A 19,399-nucleotide genomic window follows, 5' to 3' on the forward strand; every position below is an offset into this window, starting at 1 on the left:
GTGTAAAAAAAGTGAGGGTGATTTTACTTTTAAAAGTTAAAAATTAATTTTTTTGGTGATTTAGATCACGGATTTAGATTAATTAATTTGCGAACTAAAATATGTTTATGCATTATAAAAATGCATATTTATCCTATTTCCACCTTAAGTATGTTTCATAAATGTTGTCTAGATAGCAATTCAAAGCAGTAATACATTCAGTTTGACTTATAAAAACCAATTAAATATTAGGGAATTTTGTGGTCAGTTACACAGTATAATTTTAGGGAAGCAACTATGAATCATAATAATTTACCGATTTTACCTTATCGTTTTAATCTTTTTACTAAGCTTTTATTATCTATTACCGTATTAACCTGTATATGTCCTGCACAAGCCGAATATACTAATAATTTTATTGATGATGCGTCATTAACTGGTAATGTATTTTTCTGGAATCGTGATCGCGAAAGAAAAAATCTTCTTGAACATAAATATGAAAAAAACCTCAGACATTCGTCATTTAATACTAATTTAGATTTTAGATCAGGTTATATCGCTGATCGACTCGCTATTGAGTTGGGCGGTTATGGTGCTTGGGAAGTCAGTAATGGCGGTAAAGGGCATCCAAATGAAATTGGTTTTAGTGGTGCTTATAGTCCTTATGAGAAAAATTTAGAAAAACAAGCTAAAGATGTCAGTGGCTTAAGTTTTTATAAAGCGCAACTTAACTTTAAGATTGATGAATTGTTTTGGATCAAAACTGGTTATATTCAACCGTCTGGGCAAACTTTACTAGCTCCACACTGGAGTTTATTACCCGGTACCTATCGTGGAGTAGAACTTGGTAGCGTTATTGATTTTGACGATGCGGGTGCTTTATCTATGTCCTATATGTGGGCGGATAAGTACAAAGCACCTTGGTATAAACGTCTTTATGAGTTCCGGCGCTGGGGAAAGGGTAAAAAAATCGATTTTTTACACTCAGCAGGTATGAAATATGATTTTAAGAATGATCTTGTACTTGAAAGTGCCTTTGGCCAAGCTCAGAATTATATGAATCAATTTTTTACTAAAGCTTCTTATAAAACTGATGTGTTAAATAATCCATTAACAATGAGTTATCAGTTTTATGGCGCTAAAGACCAATCTCATAAAGGTGCTAATGTTTATGATGGCTTAGCATGGTTACAAGCAGCTACTTTAGGTTACCAAGTTGGTCCAGTTGGTTTACGACTTGAAGGTGTGTCGGTAAAAGCAGAAGGTGAACAAGGGTTCTTTTTACAACGTATGACGCCAGATTATGCCTCATCTAATGGTCGGTTGGATATTTGGTGGAATTCGCGTTCTGACTTTAATGCCAATGGCGAAAAAGCCGCATTTTTTGAGGTCACCTATGATCTAGGCCATTTAAACCATTATTTAACAGGTTGGAAAACCGGCGCATCTTATGCTTATGGTTGGGATGCTAAACCAGATTCAAAAGCAAAAAATCAAAAAAATCGTTTAGTAGAATCGGCTTATAATTTTGATTTAGGTTATACCATTCAAGATACATGGGCTAAGGATACTTCATTCCAATTACACTATACCAAATATAACAACCATGAAAGTCATATAAACAGCTGGGGTGGTGGATATGGCAATATTTTCCAAGATGAACGCGATATTAAATTTATTGTTACTATTCCATTCACTGTATTTAATGCTCAACAAAAATAGGTAATCGTTATGAAAAAGTTTAAATCAGCTATGCTTGCTACTTCGATCGCATCATTATTAACTCTAGAAGCCAGTCAATCAGTTAATGCTTCACAACACATAGTTGATACGATGAGTTCACAACTGCGTTTAAATTATCAAATAGTCGATAATAATGCTGTTAATGATGGGGTAGATTGTGCTGCATTAGGTGCAGATTGGGCTGCTTGTAACAAAGTTACTTTAACGCTTAAAAACACTGGCCCAGCAATAACAAGTAAAGATTGGGCAATCTATTTTCACAATATTCGAATGATTTTAGCTGTAAATAATGATCAGTATAAAATAACTCATGTAACCGGCGATTTACATAAATTAGAACCAACAGAGAAATTTACCAATATTTCCGCCAACTCAGTAGTAACTATTCCATTTATTGGTGAATATTGGCAAATAAGTGAAAGTGATGTGATGCCTCGCTGGTATGTAACTTCAACTGATGCTAAACCTAAAATAATAGCCAACACCAATACTGATTCTGATAATTTGTCGGCATTTGTGGCTCCATTAGGTGAACAATGGAAGATATCACCTAATGATCATAATATATTAATGACCCCAAAAAACCGCTATCAACGTAATAATGATATTCAAAAAATTGATGCTGATTTATTAAAAGGTCAAATTTTACCAACACCAGTTAAATTAACGGTTGGTAAAGAATCTATTACCCTAAATCAAAGTGGTGTTAATCTCATACTTAATGGCTTAGCAAAACCAAGCCAATTAGTGTTAGAAAAGCATTTCAAACAATTAAATATTGCTGTGACAAAGCAAGGGTTCAAAGTCAATGCATCAATTGATAAAACTGCATTTGAAAAAGGTGTAAATGGCAGTTATAAACTAGATATAACCCCACAAGGTGCAACTATCGTGGCATTTGATGAAAGTGGGATTTTTTATGCTGTAGAATCGATATTATCGTCAATAACAGTTAGTAAACCGCAAATTATTAACACACTTTCAGTTGAAGATGCTCCTCGTTTTGAATATCGGGGTATGATGCTAGATATCGGTCGAAACTTTAAAAGCAAAAAAGCGGTATTACAGTTACTTGATATGATGTCAAAATATAAGATGAATAAATTCCACTTCCATTTAAGTGATGATGAAGGGTGGCGAATTGAGATTCCCGGCTTACCAGAACTCACTGATTTTGGTAGTAAACGTTGTCATGATTTAACTGAAAAACAGTGTCTATTACCGCAACTTGGATCTGGGCCAAACAGTGATAATAATGGCAGTGGCTACTTTACTCGCGCAGATTATATCGAAATTGTTAAATATGCCAATGCGCGATTTATTGAAGTTATTCCAGAAATCGACATGCCAGCACATGCCAGAGCAGCTATTTTGTCAATGGAAGTGAGATATCAACGCTTAATGAAGCAAGGAAAAACCGAAGCTGCGAATGAATATCGATTACTTGATCCTACAGATACTTCGAATACTACTACGGTGCAATTCTACAATCGCCAAAGTTATCTAAATCCATGTTTAGATTCTTCGAAAAAATTTGCTAATAAAGTTATTAGTGAAATTGCCAAAATGCACGTTGAAGCTGGACAACCGATTTCAACATGGCATTTTGGTGGTGATGAAGCGAAAAATATTCACTTTGGCAACGGTTATCAAGATATCCATGTAGCTAAAAAAGAGGCTGGTAAAGGTTTAATAGATCAAAGCGTTGAAGATCATCCATGGGCAAAATCACAAGCGTGCCAAACTTTTGTTAGTAATGGTGTTGTGGAAAATATTGAGCATTTGCCAAGTTATTTTGCTATCGAAGTAAGTAAAATCATCAAAAATAATGGTATTAATCGCATGCAAGCTTGGCAAGATGGCGTAAAATTTGCTACCAATGCAAAAGCTTTTGCCACTGATGATGTTGTTGTCAATTTCTGGGATAATTTATATTGGGGAGGATATGATTCAGTCAATGAGTTTGCCAATAAAAGCTACAAAGTGATAGTTTCAAATCCTGATTATGTCTATTTAGATATGCCTTATGAAGTTAATCCTAAAGAAAGTGGCTACTATTGGGCTGCGCGTTTCAATGATGAACGCAAGATTTTCAGTTTTGCACCGAATAATTTACCACAAAATGCTGAAACTTCGTTCGATCGCAATGGTGACGCTTTTGCAGCCAAAGGTACTATGGATTGGCCAGGAGCCTATGGATTATCAGCACAAATCTGGACTGAGAATATTCGTACAGAAGATAAAATGGCTTATATGATCTATCCAAGATTGCTTAGTGTTGCAGAGCGTGCATGGCATAAAGCTGATTGGGAAACCAATTATCAAAAAGATCGCGAATTTGAAAAAGGTAAAACAAAATATGTTGATCAGCAAAAACTGCTAAATGATTGGAATCAATTTGCTAATTTAATTGGCCAACGTGAGTTAACTAAATTAGATCTTGCAGCTATTAACTATCGTTTACCATTGCCTGGTGCCAAAATTGAAAACGGTAAATTAATTGCTAATGTTGCTTTTCCAGGCTTGACTATCGAATATTCGACAGATCAAGGTAAAAACTGGCATTCTTATAATGGCCCTGTAGCTATAAATAACAACGCTTTGGTTTCGCTTCGTACTGTAACGGCTGATCATAAACGAACTAGCCGTGTTGAACAACTAAATTAAATGTTAACACTATTCTTATCCGTCTGGTGGCGGATAAGAATAGTCATAATTAACAGTTGATTATTTATTAATGAATGGTCTCGCTAACGTCATCTTCATCGAATTGGTCATCACTACCATCTTCAAAATAGGTTCCCCAACCGTCATAATTAACACCAAATTGGTTTGCCAGAGTTATAATTTCGGCGATTTGAGCATTAATTAATTCCGCATTTAACGGACTTTCAGTAATAATATCAAAACCAATTACCACATTACCTGCATCGTCAACATCTTCATCAGGGTCGGTTGCTTCATAGCCTAATTTATAAGCTTCAACAGCGACTTTTTCTAGTTTATCAAAGTCTTGTGATGAAATATGATGTTCAATAATATACAGAGCATGTGGATCACTTCCATCTTCTAAAAGTTCTTGAATAATAGCTAGCGTATCTTGCTGAGCAAGCAGAATTTGATCTTTCATAATATACCTTTTAGTGGTCGTGCAAATTGTGTGGTATATTACACGTTTAAAAATAATTTTCGAGAAAAAAGTGATTGTTGACTTACATTCGCACACAACTGCATCAGATGGAATTTTAACGCCAAGTGAACTGGTCAAAAGAGCTGCTGATAATCAAATCAATATGCTAGCGATTACCGATCACGATACTATCAAGGGATTGCTAGAAGCGAAAGCGACCATAGCACGAGATAATTTGCCGGTTAAATTAATCTATGGGGTTGAAGTGTCAACAATGTGGAAGAATAATGAAATTCATATTGTTGGTTTGAATATCGATATTCAAAATTCTCACTTGCTTGAATTATTAACTGCACAAGAACAAAGTCGTATTGATAGAGCAATCAGTATTAGTGAAAAATTAGCTAAAGTAAGCATAGACAATGCTTATGAGCAAGCTCAACAATTTTCTAAAGGTGATATTGTATCTCGAGCTCATTTTGCGCGCTTTTTAGTCGCTAATAATTATGTTAAAGATATTAAACGAGCATTTAAAAAATATCTAGGTAAAAGTGGTTATGCTTATGTTCCTGCCAAATGGTGCAGTATTGCTGATGCGGTTAATGCGATACATGCGGCAGGTGGACAGGCGGTTTTAGCTCACCCGACACGCTATGATTTGACCTTAACTAAACTAAAATTATTAATTAGTGAATTTAAATCATATGGTGGTGATGGTATTGAAGTTTCTCAGAGTCGCCAAACTCAAGATGATTTACAACGATTAGCAAAACTGGCTAATGAATTTGAATTACTTGCGTCACAAGGTTCGGATTTCCATGATTTGCTTAATTATCTTGATCTTGGTAAAACTACACCATTGCCTGGTAGCGTTACACCTATTTGGCAGAACTGGATATAATAAATATATTGAACTAAAATAGTATCAATTAGCGCTATAAACCGTGATGAAAAAGCCCTTTCCTCACATTTTTTTAACCTGCTGTCAATAAAGAAGAATATTATGAGCCAAACTTTTTATATTCATCCTGATAACCCTCAAACAAGGTTATTAGATCAAGTCGTCAAAATATTAAATGATGGTGGCGTCATTGCATTTCCTACTGATTCAGGTTATTCGCTAGGTTGTTTACTTGATAATAAATATGGTGTAGATCGTATTTGTCAAATCCGTAATCTGGATAAACACCATAACTTTACCTTAATGTGCCGTGATTTATCTGAGCTTTCTTCTTATGCTTTTGTTGATAACACTACCTTTCGATTATTAAAAAATAATACCCCAGGTAAATATGTTTTTATCTTACAAGCGAGCAAAGAAGTACCACGACGTTTGATGAATGAAAAACGTAAAACAATTGGATTGCGTATTCCTGATAATAAAATTGATTTAGCGCTTCTTGAATTATTGGGACAACCTTTAATGACAACTACGCTTATTTTACCTAATGAAAACGAAGCTCAATCTGATCCCGAAGAAATTGAAGACAAAATTGGTCACCAACTAGATGCTATTGTTCATGGTGGTTATATTAGTGAACAGCCAACAACAGTGATTGATTTAACTAACGATTATCCAGATATTATTCGTCAAGGTAGTGGTGATATCAAACCATTCGAGTAAACAAATTAATAATATATCAATGAGTTATTGAGTTAACAAATGATACCTGAGAAGGTAACAGTGAGGATTATATGAAACAAAATAGATCTGCATTTTCCAAAAAACAACGTGGAGCAGATAAACTAATTGAGCAAGAAAGTGATATCGCTCGTAAAAAAAATACCAAATTAAGCCAAACGTCGAATCGTAAAAGTTCACAATCAGATAATACTGAAAAATTACAAAAAGTATTAGCCAATTTAGGCAATGGTTCACGTCGTGAAATTGAAGCTATGATTGTGGCTGGAAAAATTAGTGTTGATGGCAAAATCGCGACTTTAGGTGATCGCGTAGATGTCAATGCTAGTCCAAAAATTCGTATCAATGGTCATTTAGTTCAGTTAAGAAGTAAAGAAAAAGAAGTTTGTCGTGTTCTAGCTTATTATAAACCTGAAGGTGAAATTTGTTCTCGAAATGATCCACAAGGGCGAGCAACAGTGTTTGAGCGATTACCTCGCTTAAAAAATGCACGTTGGATTAACATTGGTCGACTTGATATAAATACATCGGGCTTATTGCTATTCACAACGGATGGCGAATTGGCAAACCGCCTCATGCATCCAAGGCATGAAATTGAACGTGAGTATGCTGTTCGAGTATTTGGTAATATTACTGATCAACAACTTAATCAACTTCGCAAAGGCGTTCAGTTAGAAGATGGGCCTGCTGCATTTAACTCAATTAAACCTCAAGGTGGTGATGGATTGAATCAATGGTTTAATGTCGTTATTACCGAAGGTCGCAATCGAGAAGTCCGCCGTATGTGGGAAGCAATTGATGTTCAAGTTAGCCGTTTGTTACGCATTCGTTATGGTAATATTACTTTACCAAAAGGTTTATCTCGTGGCACATGGATGGAATTAGGTATTGATTCTGTTAATTATTTACGTGAGTTAGTTGGTTTACCTGCTGAAATAAAAAGCTTTACAACCAAATCTTCCGCAGACAAACGGATTGTTAGACCAAAACGTATTAAACTCAATCAGAACAGCAGAACTGCTCGTCAAAAGGTAAATAAAAAACCAACTCGAATTTAACATTTTGCTGACCCTTAAGTAAAATGGTTATTTTATTTAAGGGTTAAAATCATCCCATCCTATCCCATCCCATTTAAACTAATCATTTTATAAATCCTAATAAATCAGTTAATAGCATTAATTGTTAATAATTAACAAATAACAATTTGATATTAGCAAAAAAGGTTAATAAATACCTTCAAATTTATAATAAACTCAGCTGACAGTTTTTCTTTAAACTAATAATAAATAGCCATTTTTAATAAAAAAATGGAAATATAGAGTAATGAATGGAACGTTTTGAAAGGTGATTTATGCGCACGATTATTGCTATTTTTTGTATATTTTTATTAACGGCATGCCACACTCGAACAGCAGAAGATGCATTTAAGGAAGGCCGCTATATAGAAAGTATCAATCTTTTAACTGCCAGTTTGGATGAAAAAGGGCCTGCAAAGTTTGATCAAGAGGATGTTAAGCGCCTACAAACTATTGTTAGTAGTGTAATGCAGTTTTACGAAAAAGACCTAAATCACTTCCATAAATATGATTATCCACAAAAAATAGATGCATATAAGCATTTATTAACTATGAAAGAGATATTAAGTAATCGCTTTTACTCTGATCAGATCAGTTTTTTCAATGACAAGTATGACATTAGGCAATTAAAACAAACGCTTGCTAAAGAATATTATGATTATGGTAATTACATCACAGGCACTGACAGTGAAAGTTATCGAACAAAAGCTGAATTATATAAGAATAGTTTGTCATACGACAATTATAAAAATGCCGCTACTTTATATAAAAATGCCAATACCAAATATATGCAGATGGCAGCCAAAAGTTACTATGAGCAAGGAAAACAATTCGAACAACAAGGAAACTATAAAGAAGCTGCTCAAGCTTTTAATCAGGCTTCATCAATACATAAGCCATTAGGTAAATATAAAGACAGTGACAAACGCGCGATAGATAATGACAAAAAATATGCTACCCAGCAGGCCGAAGAAGCTTACCGAGAAGCCAAACAACTGGCAATGAATGCGACAAAGCGTTATGAATATCGGGAAGTTGCCAAGTATTATGCGCGAGCTGCATCTATTTATCGGCCATATGGACAATATTTTGATGCAAGTTCATTAGCTGAAACTTATGAGAGAAAAGGAATAATTAAAGTATATTGTTATTCTTCTTATTTCATTGATGAAATAAGAAACCGATTAAATGCGAATTATATTAAATTTGTTAACTACTCTCGAGATGCAGATATAGATATAAAAATAGATTATGACGATGATTTTGTCGCTAATGGGAAGTCGGTAGAAAACGAAACTAAAATTGAAAAAATATTTGATAAATATGTTGAAGTTGAAGATAAAGATGGCAATAAAACTCAAGTAAAAACGTATAAAGATCAAAGATATAATTTGCAAACGGTAACGCATAGTAACAAATTAACCTTTACAACCAGCATTGAGGCTCATGGCATCTATAGTTATAGTAAATCCTTTAAGGTTGAAGAAACCTCTTTTAAATATGACTATATTTATAGTGGTGATGTGCCAGCAAGATTTTATAATCACAGTAATGGTCGATTAAAATCGAAAGATGAATTATATACACAAGGAAAAAGAAATCTATTAACTCAAATAAACTCAATATTAGACAATATTGCTAAAGATCTATCATACCTATAATGGACAATTTTCAATAAGGATATACATGATGAGAATTATTATTGCAAGTTTATTAATGTTTTTATTAGTGAGTTGTACTCACGAACGCACATCTCAAAATGCTTATGCTGAAGGAAACTATCTTGAAAGCATCAATCTATTAGCTGCCACAATAGAAGAAAAAAGTGAAGCAAACTTTAAGCAAACTGATGCCGCACAGCTGCGTCAGTTAGTGACTGATGTAATGAACAAATATGAGGATGAATTAGCAAGCACCAATAACACAGATTATAAAAAGCGCATTGAAATCTATGAAAAACTGTTAGAGATGAATAAGCGTTTAAGTAACCGTTTTTACAGTGCGGAATTAGTAAACGTTTTAGATAAATATCCTGATGAAAATTTGAGACAAAACATTGCTAAAAATTTGTATGACCAAGGTGTAAATTTCGAAACCCAAAACGACTATAAAGCTGCATCTGAGGCATTTAGTCAAGCATCATCAGTATATCAACCTCTAGGTAAATATAAAGACAGTGACAAACGTGCGTATAATAATGGTAAAAAACAGGCTACTTTAATGGCTGAAGAGGCTTATCAGCAGGCAAAAATGCTTTCAGAAATTGCAATGCAACGCCTAGAATTTCGTCAAGTTGCCAAATATTATGAGCAAGCCGTGGATGCTTATCGTCATTATGGACGTTATAAAGATGCTACTTCTTTAGCTAACACCTATAAACGCAAAGGGATAATAAAAGTTTATTGCTATGCTTCCGAATACTGCTCTGAGGTAAAATTGGTACTAAATAAGGATTATATCACCTTTGTTTCTTCTCCAGTTGGTGCTGATCTCAAAATTAAAATAACTGTTGATAAAGAATATAACAATACAAGATCACAGATTGACATACCAAACACCCGAAAAGTATTTGATAAATACATAGAACATATCGATGCTCAAGGGAATAGGATTCAAATCCCAACGTTAAAAGATGAAACTTACTATACGAAATTGGATACTAATCACAATAGTTTAAGTCTAGAGACAGTAGTAAGGATGGAAGGAATTATTGACTTTTCTGACACTATCTATGCAAGAGCTTCAAGCTATTATGAAAATGAAGATGATTTACTACCAGTAGCAAAAAGAGAACAGATCACTAAATTAAGATCATTGCTAGAAAGTACTGCTCAAGATCTTTCTTCCCTTTAATGGACAATTTTCAACAAGGAAAAACATGATAAGAATTATTATTGCCGGTTTATTAATGTTTTTATTAGTGAGTTGTAGTCACGAACGCACATTTCAAGAAGCGTACGATGAAGGAAGTTATATTGAAAGTATCAATTTATTAGCGATAAAAATAGAAGAAAAAAGTGAGGTAAACTTTAAGCAAACTGATGCAGCCCAGCTGCGTCAGTTAGTTACCGAGGTGATGAACAAATATGAAAATGAATTAGCTAATACCACAAAGACCAATGATGAACAACGCCAAGAAACATATGAGAAATTATTAGAGCTTAATCAGCGGTTGAGTGATCACTTTTACAGTTCCGAATTAGCATTCTTTTTGGATAAATATCCTAGTGAACGTTTAAAACAAAATATTGCTAACTTTTATACTCAACAAGCAAATGCTATCCCAACTAATTCTGCTGGTGATTATGAAAAAAGAGCAGCGCTATATAAAAAATCTTTAGATAGATATTACGATAAAAATATCGAAAAAGCCTATATTCATGCGGATACTAAATATAGGCAGCTTGTGGCACAAACATTATACAATCTTGCTAAACAGGAAATACGTAGCGGTGATTATAATGCAGCGGTAGCTTGTTTTAGAACTATTATTGATATTTATAAGCCATTAGGTCATTACAAAGATACTGAAAAATTAGCTCATTACTATGAAAAAAAAGCGATCAGTCAAGAAGCGTTTAATTCTTATTCTCAAGGTGAAAAAATAGCTAAAAATGCGACTCGAAGTTATCAATATCGACAAGCAGCAACAAATTATCAACATGCCGCGAATACTTATGCAAAGTATGGTAATTATCGAGATTCGCAACAAAAAGCAAGAGACTATGCTAACAAGGGTAAAATAAGACTATATGTGACAGGAAATGCAAATTCATTTTCTAATTTTGTTGAAGATTATTTCAAAAATGATGATGCTATTATATTAGTTTACAACAGCAGTGATAGTGACATTACTATTAATCTTAGTGAAGATGAGCGATATTCTGAAGATGGCGGTTCAGTAACAAATGACACTAAAAAGAATGGTGAAAAAGAATATAACTTAAGAACTGAAACATTAGTAAATAATTATAGTTTAAACCTTAGCGTAAATGTTTCTGGATTAAGTGGTTATTATGACAGTTTTTTAGCTGAAAAAAGTTCAAGGCAAGTTAAGTATATTTATACAGGTGATAAACCTAGTTATGAATTTGATCGTACAGATGGTAATTATTATTCTCGAAGTGAATTAAGACAACAAGCTGAAGATGAAATAAAATCAAGACTTAGTAATTACTTTTCTCGTGTTTCTTCAGCAATTCATCAATTATAAATGATCGCCAATAAATAAAATCCCACTCAGTTATTCTCTAGGTGGGATTTTTATTATTAAAGATGTTTAAATCTCAGTTAAATTTTTAATCAAACCATTATGCAAGACCTAAAACCATTCGTCCATTTCGTGTAGCAACATTAACTACATTATCTAAATCTGTATAACGGCATCCAGTCACTAATAATTTAAGTTCTTCCCACATATTACCGGTTGAAAAAGGTAACATATAATCACTGACGTTATCAGTCCCAATAGCAACAGGTATCCCAGCTGCAGCAAGTTCATCGACTGGCGTTAATGAATTTCGGGTAGGACCATGTTCTTCACGGCGCGGGCTATCGATCCAAGCAAATGGGCAAGCAATTACCATCATTTTAGCTTCTTTCATTTTTTGATAGAGTTTTTGACGATATTCCAAACTATGAGCTGTAATTGAAATACTATGAATAGCCACCACGCGACCATGCATACCATGCTCAATGGTTTTATCAGTAAGTTGCTCGGTTTCGATTTCATCTGATGAGTTAAATTGGTCAACATGGACATGTACCATTTTGCCTAATGTTTTACCGGTTTGCATTAACACATCTAAATGTTTTAATCCCATGCCTTCACCATGATCTCGCTCATCACGACGCGGCAAACCACCAATAATATCCACTAAATCAGCACCTTTATCAAACCAGTATCGGGCTTCTTTATCAATGACTCCTTTAAGAGTTTGATTGACTAATTTAATCGTAATATCGTTTTTATATGTTTCACGAGCGCGCAGAGCTCCTCTAATTGCTCGCTCTTCGGCAATCGGATCAATATCAACAAATGAACCCATGGCAGTAACACCTTGTTCAATCATGCGTTCAACCGCCATGCTAAAATGTCGATAATAATCATCTTCGGTCATTGCTGCTTTCACTTTATCAAGCGTGTCCCATTTTTCAATTAAAGTCTGTTTTTGGTAGACATCAAAACTATCTACAGAGATAGTAAAAGCACGATCAGCATGCATATGTGAATTAACCCAACCACCATTTTGTTTAATTTTGTTCATCAAATATGCTTTCAAACTCTGATCTCGACTAGTTGATAACATTTGTTTATTATCGGTCATAATGCGCCTCTAAAATTTGGTTACTATTAAGTTTTAATAAAAAATGGATAAAAAAAATCCCCCAAAAAGGAGGATCACAATAAACCAGTTAGGATATTTCTTATAGTAATGAAAATACAAGTTGTCATGGAAGTTTACACTTTATTATTATTCCTAAGTGGGAGAGATTTTAATGGATTCATTGTTAAGATCAAGTATTTTAATTTTGAAAATATTTAAATAAATGAAATGGTTAAAGTATTATTTTTTAGATTTTTCAAACTAAAAAAAGTCTATTTATACTCTTAAAGAGTAAACTATTAAATTACATATGCCTAACTTACTATTTAATAATAAGTATAGTGGTCGAAAAAATGAGATTAGCATGGTTATTAAAAAGCTGTTTATTCTTAACAGTAGGATTTCAATCATTACAAAACAAATTTGCTTATAAGGGTAAAATATGTCACAACTAAACATTATTGCCACCATTACGATAAAACCAGAGTATCATGAAGCATTTAAACCTATATTTAAACGATTAGTTATCGGTAGTCGAGCTGAACACGGTTGTGTTCGGTATGAGCTGAATCAAAGTATTGAGAATCCAAATATTTATATAGTAGTAGAAACGTGGCAATCACAGCAGGCGATTGATTTACATAATACAACGCCACATTTTGTTGAATTTGCTAATTTTGCTAAGGAGCATGTTGATGGATTATCGATTTGTATAGCTAAACAGGTTGATGTCTAAGCGGATAACTAAATACCAACAAAACCACCGATATTTAATCATATCGGTGGCAAATAAGCTTACATTTTGTCAACGGTTTTAATGCCAAGCATATCTAAACCCGTTTTAAGCGTTTTGGCTGTTAATAAGGCCAGTTTCAATCTGCTAACTTTTAAACTTTCATTTTCTGCGGCCAAAATAGGGCAGTGTTCATAAAAACTTGAAAATAGGGTAGCGATATCATACAGATACGCACAAAGAACATGTGGCGTACCTTCGGCGGCAACAGTTGTGATTGTTTCATCAAATTGATTCAAACGAATTGCTAATGCGCGTTCCTTTTCAGTACCTAAATCGATATGACCATCTAGATTGTCTTCATTGATATTTGATTTTTTAAATACTGAAAGTACACGGGTATAGGCATACTGTAAATAAGGCGCTGTATTGCCTTCAAATGACAGCATATTATCCCAATCAAATACATAATCAGTCGTTCTATTTTTGGATAGATCAGCATATTTAACCGCACCAATGGCAACTGCATCAACCACTTGAGCCAGCTCGGTATCAGAAAGATCAGGATTTTTGCTTTTAATTAATGTTGCTGCTCGCTCAGTTGCTTCATCGAGTAAATCATTTAGTTTAACGGTATCACCTGAACGCGTTTTAAATGGTTTACCATCTTTACCTAACATCATACCAAACATATGATGTTCAAGTTTTAAAGATTCTGGGACATATTTTGCTTTATGTACAATCGCCCAAACTTGTTCTAAATGTTGGTGTTGGCGTGAATCGGTATAATATAAAATACGATCCGCGTGTAGCGTTTCATAACGGTATTTGGCACAAGCAATATCGGTTGTTGCATAAAGATAACCACCATCTCGTTTTTGGATGATAACACCCATTGGTTCGCCTTCTTTATTTTTATACTCATCTAAAAACACAACGATAGCGCCTTCACTTTCAACGGCTAATTTTTTCTGTTTAAGATCGGCAACAATGCCCGGAAGCATACTGTTATAGATACTTTCACCCATGGTATCTTCTAGTGAAAGTGTGACATTGAGTCGTTTATATGTGGCAATATTTTGCGTCATGGTAATATCAACCAGTTTTCGCCACATTTCACGGCAATACTCATCACCACCTTGAAGCTTAACGACATAATTACGGGCTTTTTCAGCAAAGACTTCATCTTCGTCATAATGTTTTTTTGCTGCACGATAAAAAGATTCTAGATCCGATAGATCCATATCGTTGGCCTGTTCGTTTTGCATTTTTTCAAGGTAAGCGATTAACATACCAAATTGGGTTCCCCAATCACCAACGTGATTAGCTCGAATCACATTGTGGCCAAGAAAATTTAAGACTCTAACACTCGCATCACCAATAATCGTTGAGCGTAAATGACCAACATGCATCTCTTTTGCTACGTTTGGTGCTGAGTAATCAACCACAATAGTTTGTGGTTTAGCCGGTAAGGTGATATTCAATTTATCGCTACTTAATGCTACTTCGTTCTGCTCGGCAATCCAACTATTTTTTAAAAAGATATTAATAAAACCCGGTCCAGCAATTTCTACTTTATCGGCAATATCTTCAATATCCAGATGTTGTAATACTTTTTCTGCCAATGCGCGTGGTGGCATACCCAATTTTTTAGCGGTAGCCATGATACCATTTGCTTGATAGTCACCAAATTGAACTTTGGCTGATTGCTTGATTAAAGCATCACAGTTTTTATCTGCACCAGCCATAATCATTGCTTGCGAAACTCGTTGCGTTAATAGTTGTTGAATGTTCACATTGTACCTAATCAATAATCATAAAATGAGGCATATAATACCGACAAACACAACAATTGTCACTGATTGCCTGTAATCTTACCTTGTTTTAATTTGTCTAAATTTGTATTTATCAACACATCGCCTGTTTACAATTCTATTTGCTACCACTAAACTACTCATCGTTCTCAACGGGGTGCCCTGAAGGGCTGAGAGTGTCAGAAAAACTGACATAACTCGTCGAACCTGAACTGGATAATGCCAGCGGAGGGATTTGAGTTATTATATCTGCTCAAACCTTTTGTCTTTTACACATTACTTTGGAGGCAAAATGTTTCGTAAAAACTTTTTACTATCTGTTATATTTTCATTTTCACTATTTAGTCATCTAGCTAATGCACAACAACCAACTCTAACCGTTTATAGTTACAATTCATTTATGTCACAGTGGGGGCCGGGTGAAACAATTAAAAAAGGCTTCGAAGCGCAATGTCATTGCCAACTTGATGTTGTCACATTGGGAGATGGCGTATCTGTTTTAAATCGGATTCGCCTCGAAGGCGACAAAACAAATGCTGATGTTATTTTAGGATTAGATAACAACCTATTAGCACAAGCCAAGCAAGCGGATATCTTAATTCCGCATCAAATTAGTAAACCCGATAATCTCAATACCGATTGGTGGGATGATAGTTTTATTCCTTATGATTTTGGCTATTTCGCTTTTATCTATAATCAAGATAAAATTAAAAATCCTCCTCATTCATTACATGAATTGATCGAAAACAAAGCTAATTGGAAAATCATTTATCAAGATCCTAGAACCAGTACTCCAGGATTAGGTTTTTTGTTTTGGATGAAAAAGGTCTATGGTGACGAGGTGGCAAATGCATGGCAACAAGTGGCTAAACATACGGTCACAGTAACCAAGGGTTGGAGTGAAGCTTATGGTATGTTCTTAAAAGATGAGGCTGATTTGGTATTAAGTTATAGCACATCGCCGATAGCACATATTATTAATGAAAATAATCATAGCTACGCAGCCGCGATTTTTGATGAAGGTCACTATCGCCAAGTCGAAGTGGCTGGCATCATTAAATATAGCCAAGAAGTCGATTTAGCTCGACAATTTTTACGTTACTTACTAACACCTGAGATACAACGGCAATTTGCTGAAAAAAATGTGATGTATCCAATTATTAAAACCGATCTACCCGATGCTTATAAGCAAATTAATATCATTGATAAATCGCTAGAATTTACACCGGAAGAGATTGAAAAACATCAAAAAGGCTGGATTCGTGAGTGGCAGTCAGCAATAAGTAAATAGTTAAGTATTATTAATGTTAAAATTCAGATCGTTATTACCAGGTATCAGTGCTGCTAGTTTAATTTTAATCATATTAAGTTCAGCACTTTTCGCTATCTGGAAATTTGCCTTGCAGTCAGGAAATTTAAGCATCTATTTTGATAGTTACATATTGCATATTATCTGGATAACTTTTTACCAAGCTGTATTGTCGACGTTATTATCACTAATCGCTGCTATATTAATGGCTAAAGCATTATCTTTAGTGGATTTTAAAGGTAAAAAGTTGTTATTGAAAATGATGCCTATTACCTTTATCTTACCAACACTAGTTGTTGTGACTGGTTTACTATCGGTTTACGGGCGACAAGGTTTATTATCAAGTATCTGCCAAATATTACACATACCATTCTCATTTTCAATTTATGGTTTACAAGGCATTTTATTGGCGCATGTATTTCTGAATTTCCCTTATGCCTGCTGTCTATTTTATCAAACCTTACAAAGCGTACCTATTGAACAAAAACATTTAGCTGCGCAATTAAATTTTAGCAATGTAACTTTTTTTAAAATTATTGAATGGCCATTACTGCGTAGACAAATATTACCTATGGCGGCATTAATTTTTATGTTATGTTTTTCAAGTTTTGCCATTGTTTTAGCATTAGGTGGCGGGCCTAAATATACCACGCTTGAAGTTGCTATTTATCAAGCAATTCGTGATTTTGATCTGTTACAAGCAGCATTACTAGCCTGTTTACAACTAGTTTGTTGTATTGCCTTCATTGGATTAATGCAAAAGATAAACAGAATCGATAAAAAATTAACGGTAAACTTTACTCAAACAGACTATCGTTTACCTTTACCCAAAGGATTAAAAATTGTTAGTTCAGTGCTAATTTTGATCGGTGGATTATTTATATTGTTACCGATGCTGACTATCCTGTTTCAAGGTATCTATTTCTTTCAATTCTCATTGTTGACCTTTTCATTACAGCAAGCTTTACTTTTTTCAATCATTATTGCTTTTGGTTCATCAATTATTGCCATGATACTGGGGTTACTATTACTTTGGACCAATAGTCGATTACTGATAAATAGACAACCTCGATTGAGTAATGGACTATTATTAATTGCATCACTTATTCTAGCCATACCAAGTATGGTATTGGCATCAGGATTATTTTTATTACTATTTGACTATAGTAATAATGCCATTTTTATCTGCTTATTGATGATGGTTTGTAATGGATTGATGGCGTTACCATTTATTATAAAAAATCTTGCCGTACCAATGTATGATATTACCGCTCGATATTGGCGACTCACCCAATCACTGAATATCAATGGTTTAACTCACTTTTATTTAATTGATTTTAGAGGGTTAAGAAGAATAATATTAATGAGTTTTGCATTTGCTGGCATATTGTCATTGGGCGATTTTGGTGTAATTGCCTTATTTGGTGGGCAGTCAGTCACCACTTTACCTTATTATTTATATCAACAGATATCGCATTATCATTACAAAGAAAGTATAGTAACAGCGGCAATTTTATTAATTTTATCATTTAGCTTATTGGTTGTTATGGATTATGATCGAACTTCAAAATACTGAGTATCAATATGATAACTTCAACATGCACTTTGTGCTTAATATTGCCGCTAAAGAAAGAGTGGTCATTGTTGGCCCAAGCGGTGCAGGCAAAAGTACATTACTCAGTTTAATAGCCGGATTCATTTTTCCCAATGGCGGACAAATCATTCTCAATCAGCAAAATGTTACTGCCACTTTACCGGGTAAACGACCCGTATCGATGCTATTCCAAAACAATAATTTATTCAGCCATCTTACCGTCGAACAAAATATAGCGTTAGGTATTAAACCATTATTAAAACTTAGCCGAGCAGAACAGACAATAATTGGTGACATATTAGTGCGTGTCGGATTGGAAGGCTTTAACCAACGTTATCCCGAACAACTTTCAGGAGGTCAACGGCAACGTGTTGCACTGGCACGCTGTTTAATACAACATCGTCCAATTTTACTCCTTGATGAACCATTTTCTGCGCTTGACCAAGCATTACGTTTTGAAATGCTAGCTCTTGTTAATCAAGTTTGTAGCGAATTCAACCTTACTTTAATGATGGTCTCGCATTATTTGGATGATTCTCTTCACCACTTCTCACGTTGCCTCGTTATTGATAATGGAAAAATTATTTTTAATGCAGCTCCAAATCAGCTTAATGAAAATCAAAAGATAGCGGAGTTATTAGGTATTGAAAGTTAGGATTTTAAGTTGAAAAAGTTGAGGAGAGTTTTTTAAATAATTAAAAACTGTGATTTAGCTGGTTATCTTACTAATAATATTTACAAAATTTAACAATTTAGCCTCAAAAAGTGGTTGCGAGGTTTTTTTATGTCTTTATAATTTTAAACAATTTTCAGTAGGATTATCGATCATTATTTAGTTAATCAAACTAACAATTGAAGATAAAATATCAAATTAAACATAAAGTTAATTGACAGGATGTCGAATATGTATTATAATTTAAAACACCAAACACCAAACACCAAACCTGCTCAACCTATAATTTAATTACAGCTAATTACCTCAATCCAAGTTTACTTTTTCACGATAATTTATATTTTCACAGAAAATCCAAGTTAATATCTAGTCTTAGTCC

At 34.1% G+C, this 19,399-nt stretch carries 15 protein-coding genes and 1 riboswitch; of the genes, 12 read left to right on the forward strand and 3 right to left on the reverse strand.

Annotated elements, in window-relative coordinates:
• The first annotated feature begins 276 nt into the window (after positions 1-276).
• Together H3S74_RS07005 and H3S74_RS07010 are read left to right on the forward strand one after the other, a co-directional pair.
• Positions 277-1,701 carry an OprD family outer membrane porin gene (locus H3S74_RS07005; RefSeq protein WP_198247550.1) on the forward strand — a complete coding sequence of 475 codons (1,425 nt, stop codon included), beginning with the start codon at positions 277-279 and terminating at the stop codon, positions 1,699-1,701.
• A 9-nt stretch (positions 1,702-1,710) separates the two neighbouring features.
• Positions 1,711-4,389, forward strand: coding sequence for a beta-N-acetylhexosaminidase (locus H3S74_RS07010; protein WP_198247551.1), 2,679 nt, complete (start codon positions 1,711-1,713; stop codon positions 4,387-4,389).
• A 67-nt stretch (positions 4,390-4,456) separates the two neighbouring features.
• On the opposite strand, the gene rraB is transcribed toward H3S74_RS07010, so the two are convergent.
• The gene (gene rraB / locus H3S74_RS07015; protein WP_110447577.1) at positions 4,457-4,852 is read right to left on the reverse strand and encodes a ribonuclease E inhibitor RraB; all 396 of its coding nucleotides are present in this window, start codon (positions 4,850-4,852) and stop codon (positions 4,457-4,459) included.
• A 28-nt stretch (positions 4,853-4,880) separates the two neighbouring features.
• Here rraB and H3S74_RS07020 point away from each other — a divergent pair, with 28 nt between their 5' ends.
• The 6 genes from H3S74_RS07020 (at position 4,881) to H3S74_RS07045 (ending at position 11,783) form a co-directional block, all read left to right on the forward strand.
• On the forward strand, positions 4,881-5,753 hold the full coding sequence (locus H3S74_RS07020; protein ID WP_198200311.1) for a PHP domain-containing protein: 873 nt from the start codon (positions 4,881-4,883) through the stop codon (positions 5,751-5,753).
• Between the two features lie 102 nt (positions 5,754-5,855).
• Positions 5,856-6,476, forward strand: a complete 621-nt coding sequence (locus tag H3S74_RS07025) for an L-threonylcarbamoyladenylate synthase (RefSeq protein WP_086320192.1) — start codon at positions 5,856-5,858, stop codon at positions 6,474-6,476.
• Positions 6,477-6,547: 71 nt separating this feature from the next.
• A complete protein-coding gene (rluB, locus tag H3S74_RS07030; RefSeq protein WP_110447578.1) occupies positions 6,548-7,552 on the forward strand; it encodes a 23S rRNA pseudouridine(2605) synthase RluB in 1,005 nt (334 codons plus the stop codon).
• A gap of 293 nt (positions 7,553-7,845) precedes the next feature.
• Positions 7,846-9,231 (forward strand): hypothetical protein, encoded by a 1,386-nt coding sequence (locus H3S74_RS07035; protein ID WP_198247552.1) that lies wholly within the window; start codon positions 7,846-7,848, stop codon positions 9,229-9,231.
• A 25-nt stretch (positions 9,232-9,256) separates the two neighbouring features.
• Positions 9,257-10,423 (forward strand): hypothetical protein, encoded by a 1,167-nt coding sequence (locus H3S74_RS07040; RefSeq protein WP_198247553.1) that lies wholly within the window; start codon positions 9,257-9,259, stop codon positions 10,421-10,423.
• Between the two features lie 25 nt (positions 10,424-10,448).
• Complete coding sequence (locus H3S74_RS07045) at positions 10,449-11,783, forward strand: hypothetical protein (protein ID WP_198247554.1); 1,335 nt, start codon at positions 10,449-10,451, stop codon at positions 11,781-11,783.
• 97 nt (positions 11,784-11,880) lie between these two features.
• Here the strand turns inward: H3S74_RS07045 and H3S74_RS07050 are convergent, their stop codons facing one another.
• Positions 11,881-12,897: an amidohydrolase family protein gene (locus H3S74_RS07050; RefSeq protein WP_198200306.1), complete on the reverse strand. Its 1,017-nt coding sequence runs from the start codon at positions 12,895-12,897 to the stop codon at positions 11,881-11,883.
• 442 nt (positions 12,898-13,339) lie between these two features.
• On the opposite strand from H3S74_RS07050, the gene H3S74_RS07055 reads away from it, so the two are divergent.
• On the forward strand, positions 13,340-13,633 hold the full coding sequence (locus H3S74_RS07055; RefSeq protein WP_086357150.1) for a putative quinol monooxygenase: 294 nt from the start codon (positions 13,340-13,342) through the stop codon (positions 13,631-13,633).
• Positions 13,634-13,692: 59 nt separating this feature from the next.
• Here H3S74_RS07055 and argS read toward each other — a convergent pair whose 3' ends face one another.
• Complete coding sequence (gene argS / locus H3S74_RS07060; protein WP_198247555.1) at positions 13,693-15,426, reverse strand: arginine--tRNA ligase; 1,734 nt, start codon at positions 15,424-15,426, stop codon at positions 13,693-13,695.
• 161 nt (positions 15,427-15,587) lie between these two features.
• Positions 15,588-15,696, forward strand: a riboswitch (TPP riboswitch).
• Between the two features lie 40 nt (positions 15,697-15,736).
• Here argS and thiB point away from each other — a divergent pair.
• Genes thiB through thiQ form a run of 3 tightly spaced genes read left to right on the forward strand, consistent with a single transcriptional unit; the run spans position 15,737 to position 19,002 of the window.
• Entirely contained in the window at positions 15,737-16,735 is a 999-nt protein-coding gene (thiB, locus tag H3S74_RS07065; RefSeq protein ID WP_198247556.1) for a thiamine ABC transporter substrate binding subunit, read from the forward strand.
• Positions 16,736-16,748: 13 nt separating this feature from the next.
• Positions 16,749-18,329 (forward strand): thiamine/thiamine pyrophosphate ABC transporter permease, encoded by a 1,581-nt coding sequence (gene thiP, locus H3S74_RS07070; protein WP_198247557.1) that lies wholly within the window; start codon positions 16,749-16,751, stop codon positions 18,327-18,329.
• Positions 18,307-19,002, forward strand: a complete 696-nt coding sequence (gene thiQ, locus H3S74_RS07075) for a thiamine ABC transporter ATP-binding protein ThiQ (protein ID WP_198247558.1) — start codon at positions 18,307-18,309, stop codon at positions 19,000-19,002. Before thiP ends, thiQ begins: the two co-directional genes overlap by 23 nt.
• The last annotated feature ends 397 nt before the right edge of the window (positions 19,003-19,399 follow it).

This window comes from Gilliamella sp. W8126 (assembly GCF_016102185.1).
Taxonomy (GTDB): domain Bacteria; phylum Pseudomonadota; class Gammaproteobacteria; order Enterobacterales; family Orbaceae; genus Gilliamella; species Gilliamella apis_A.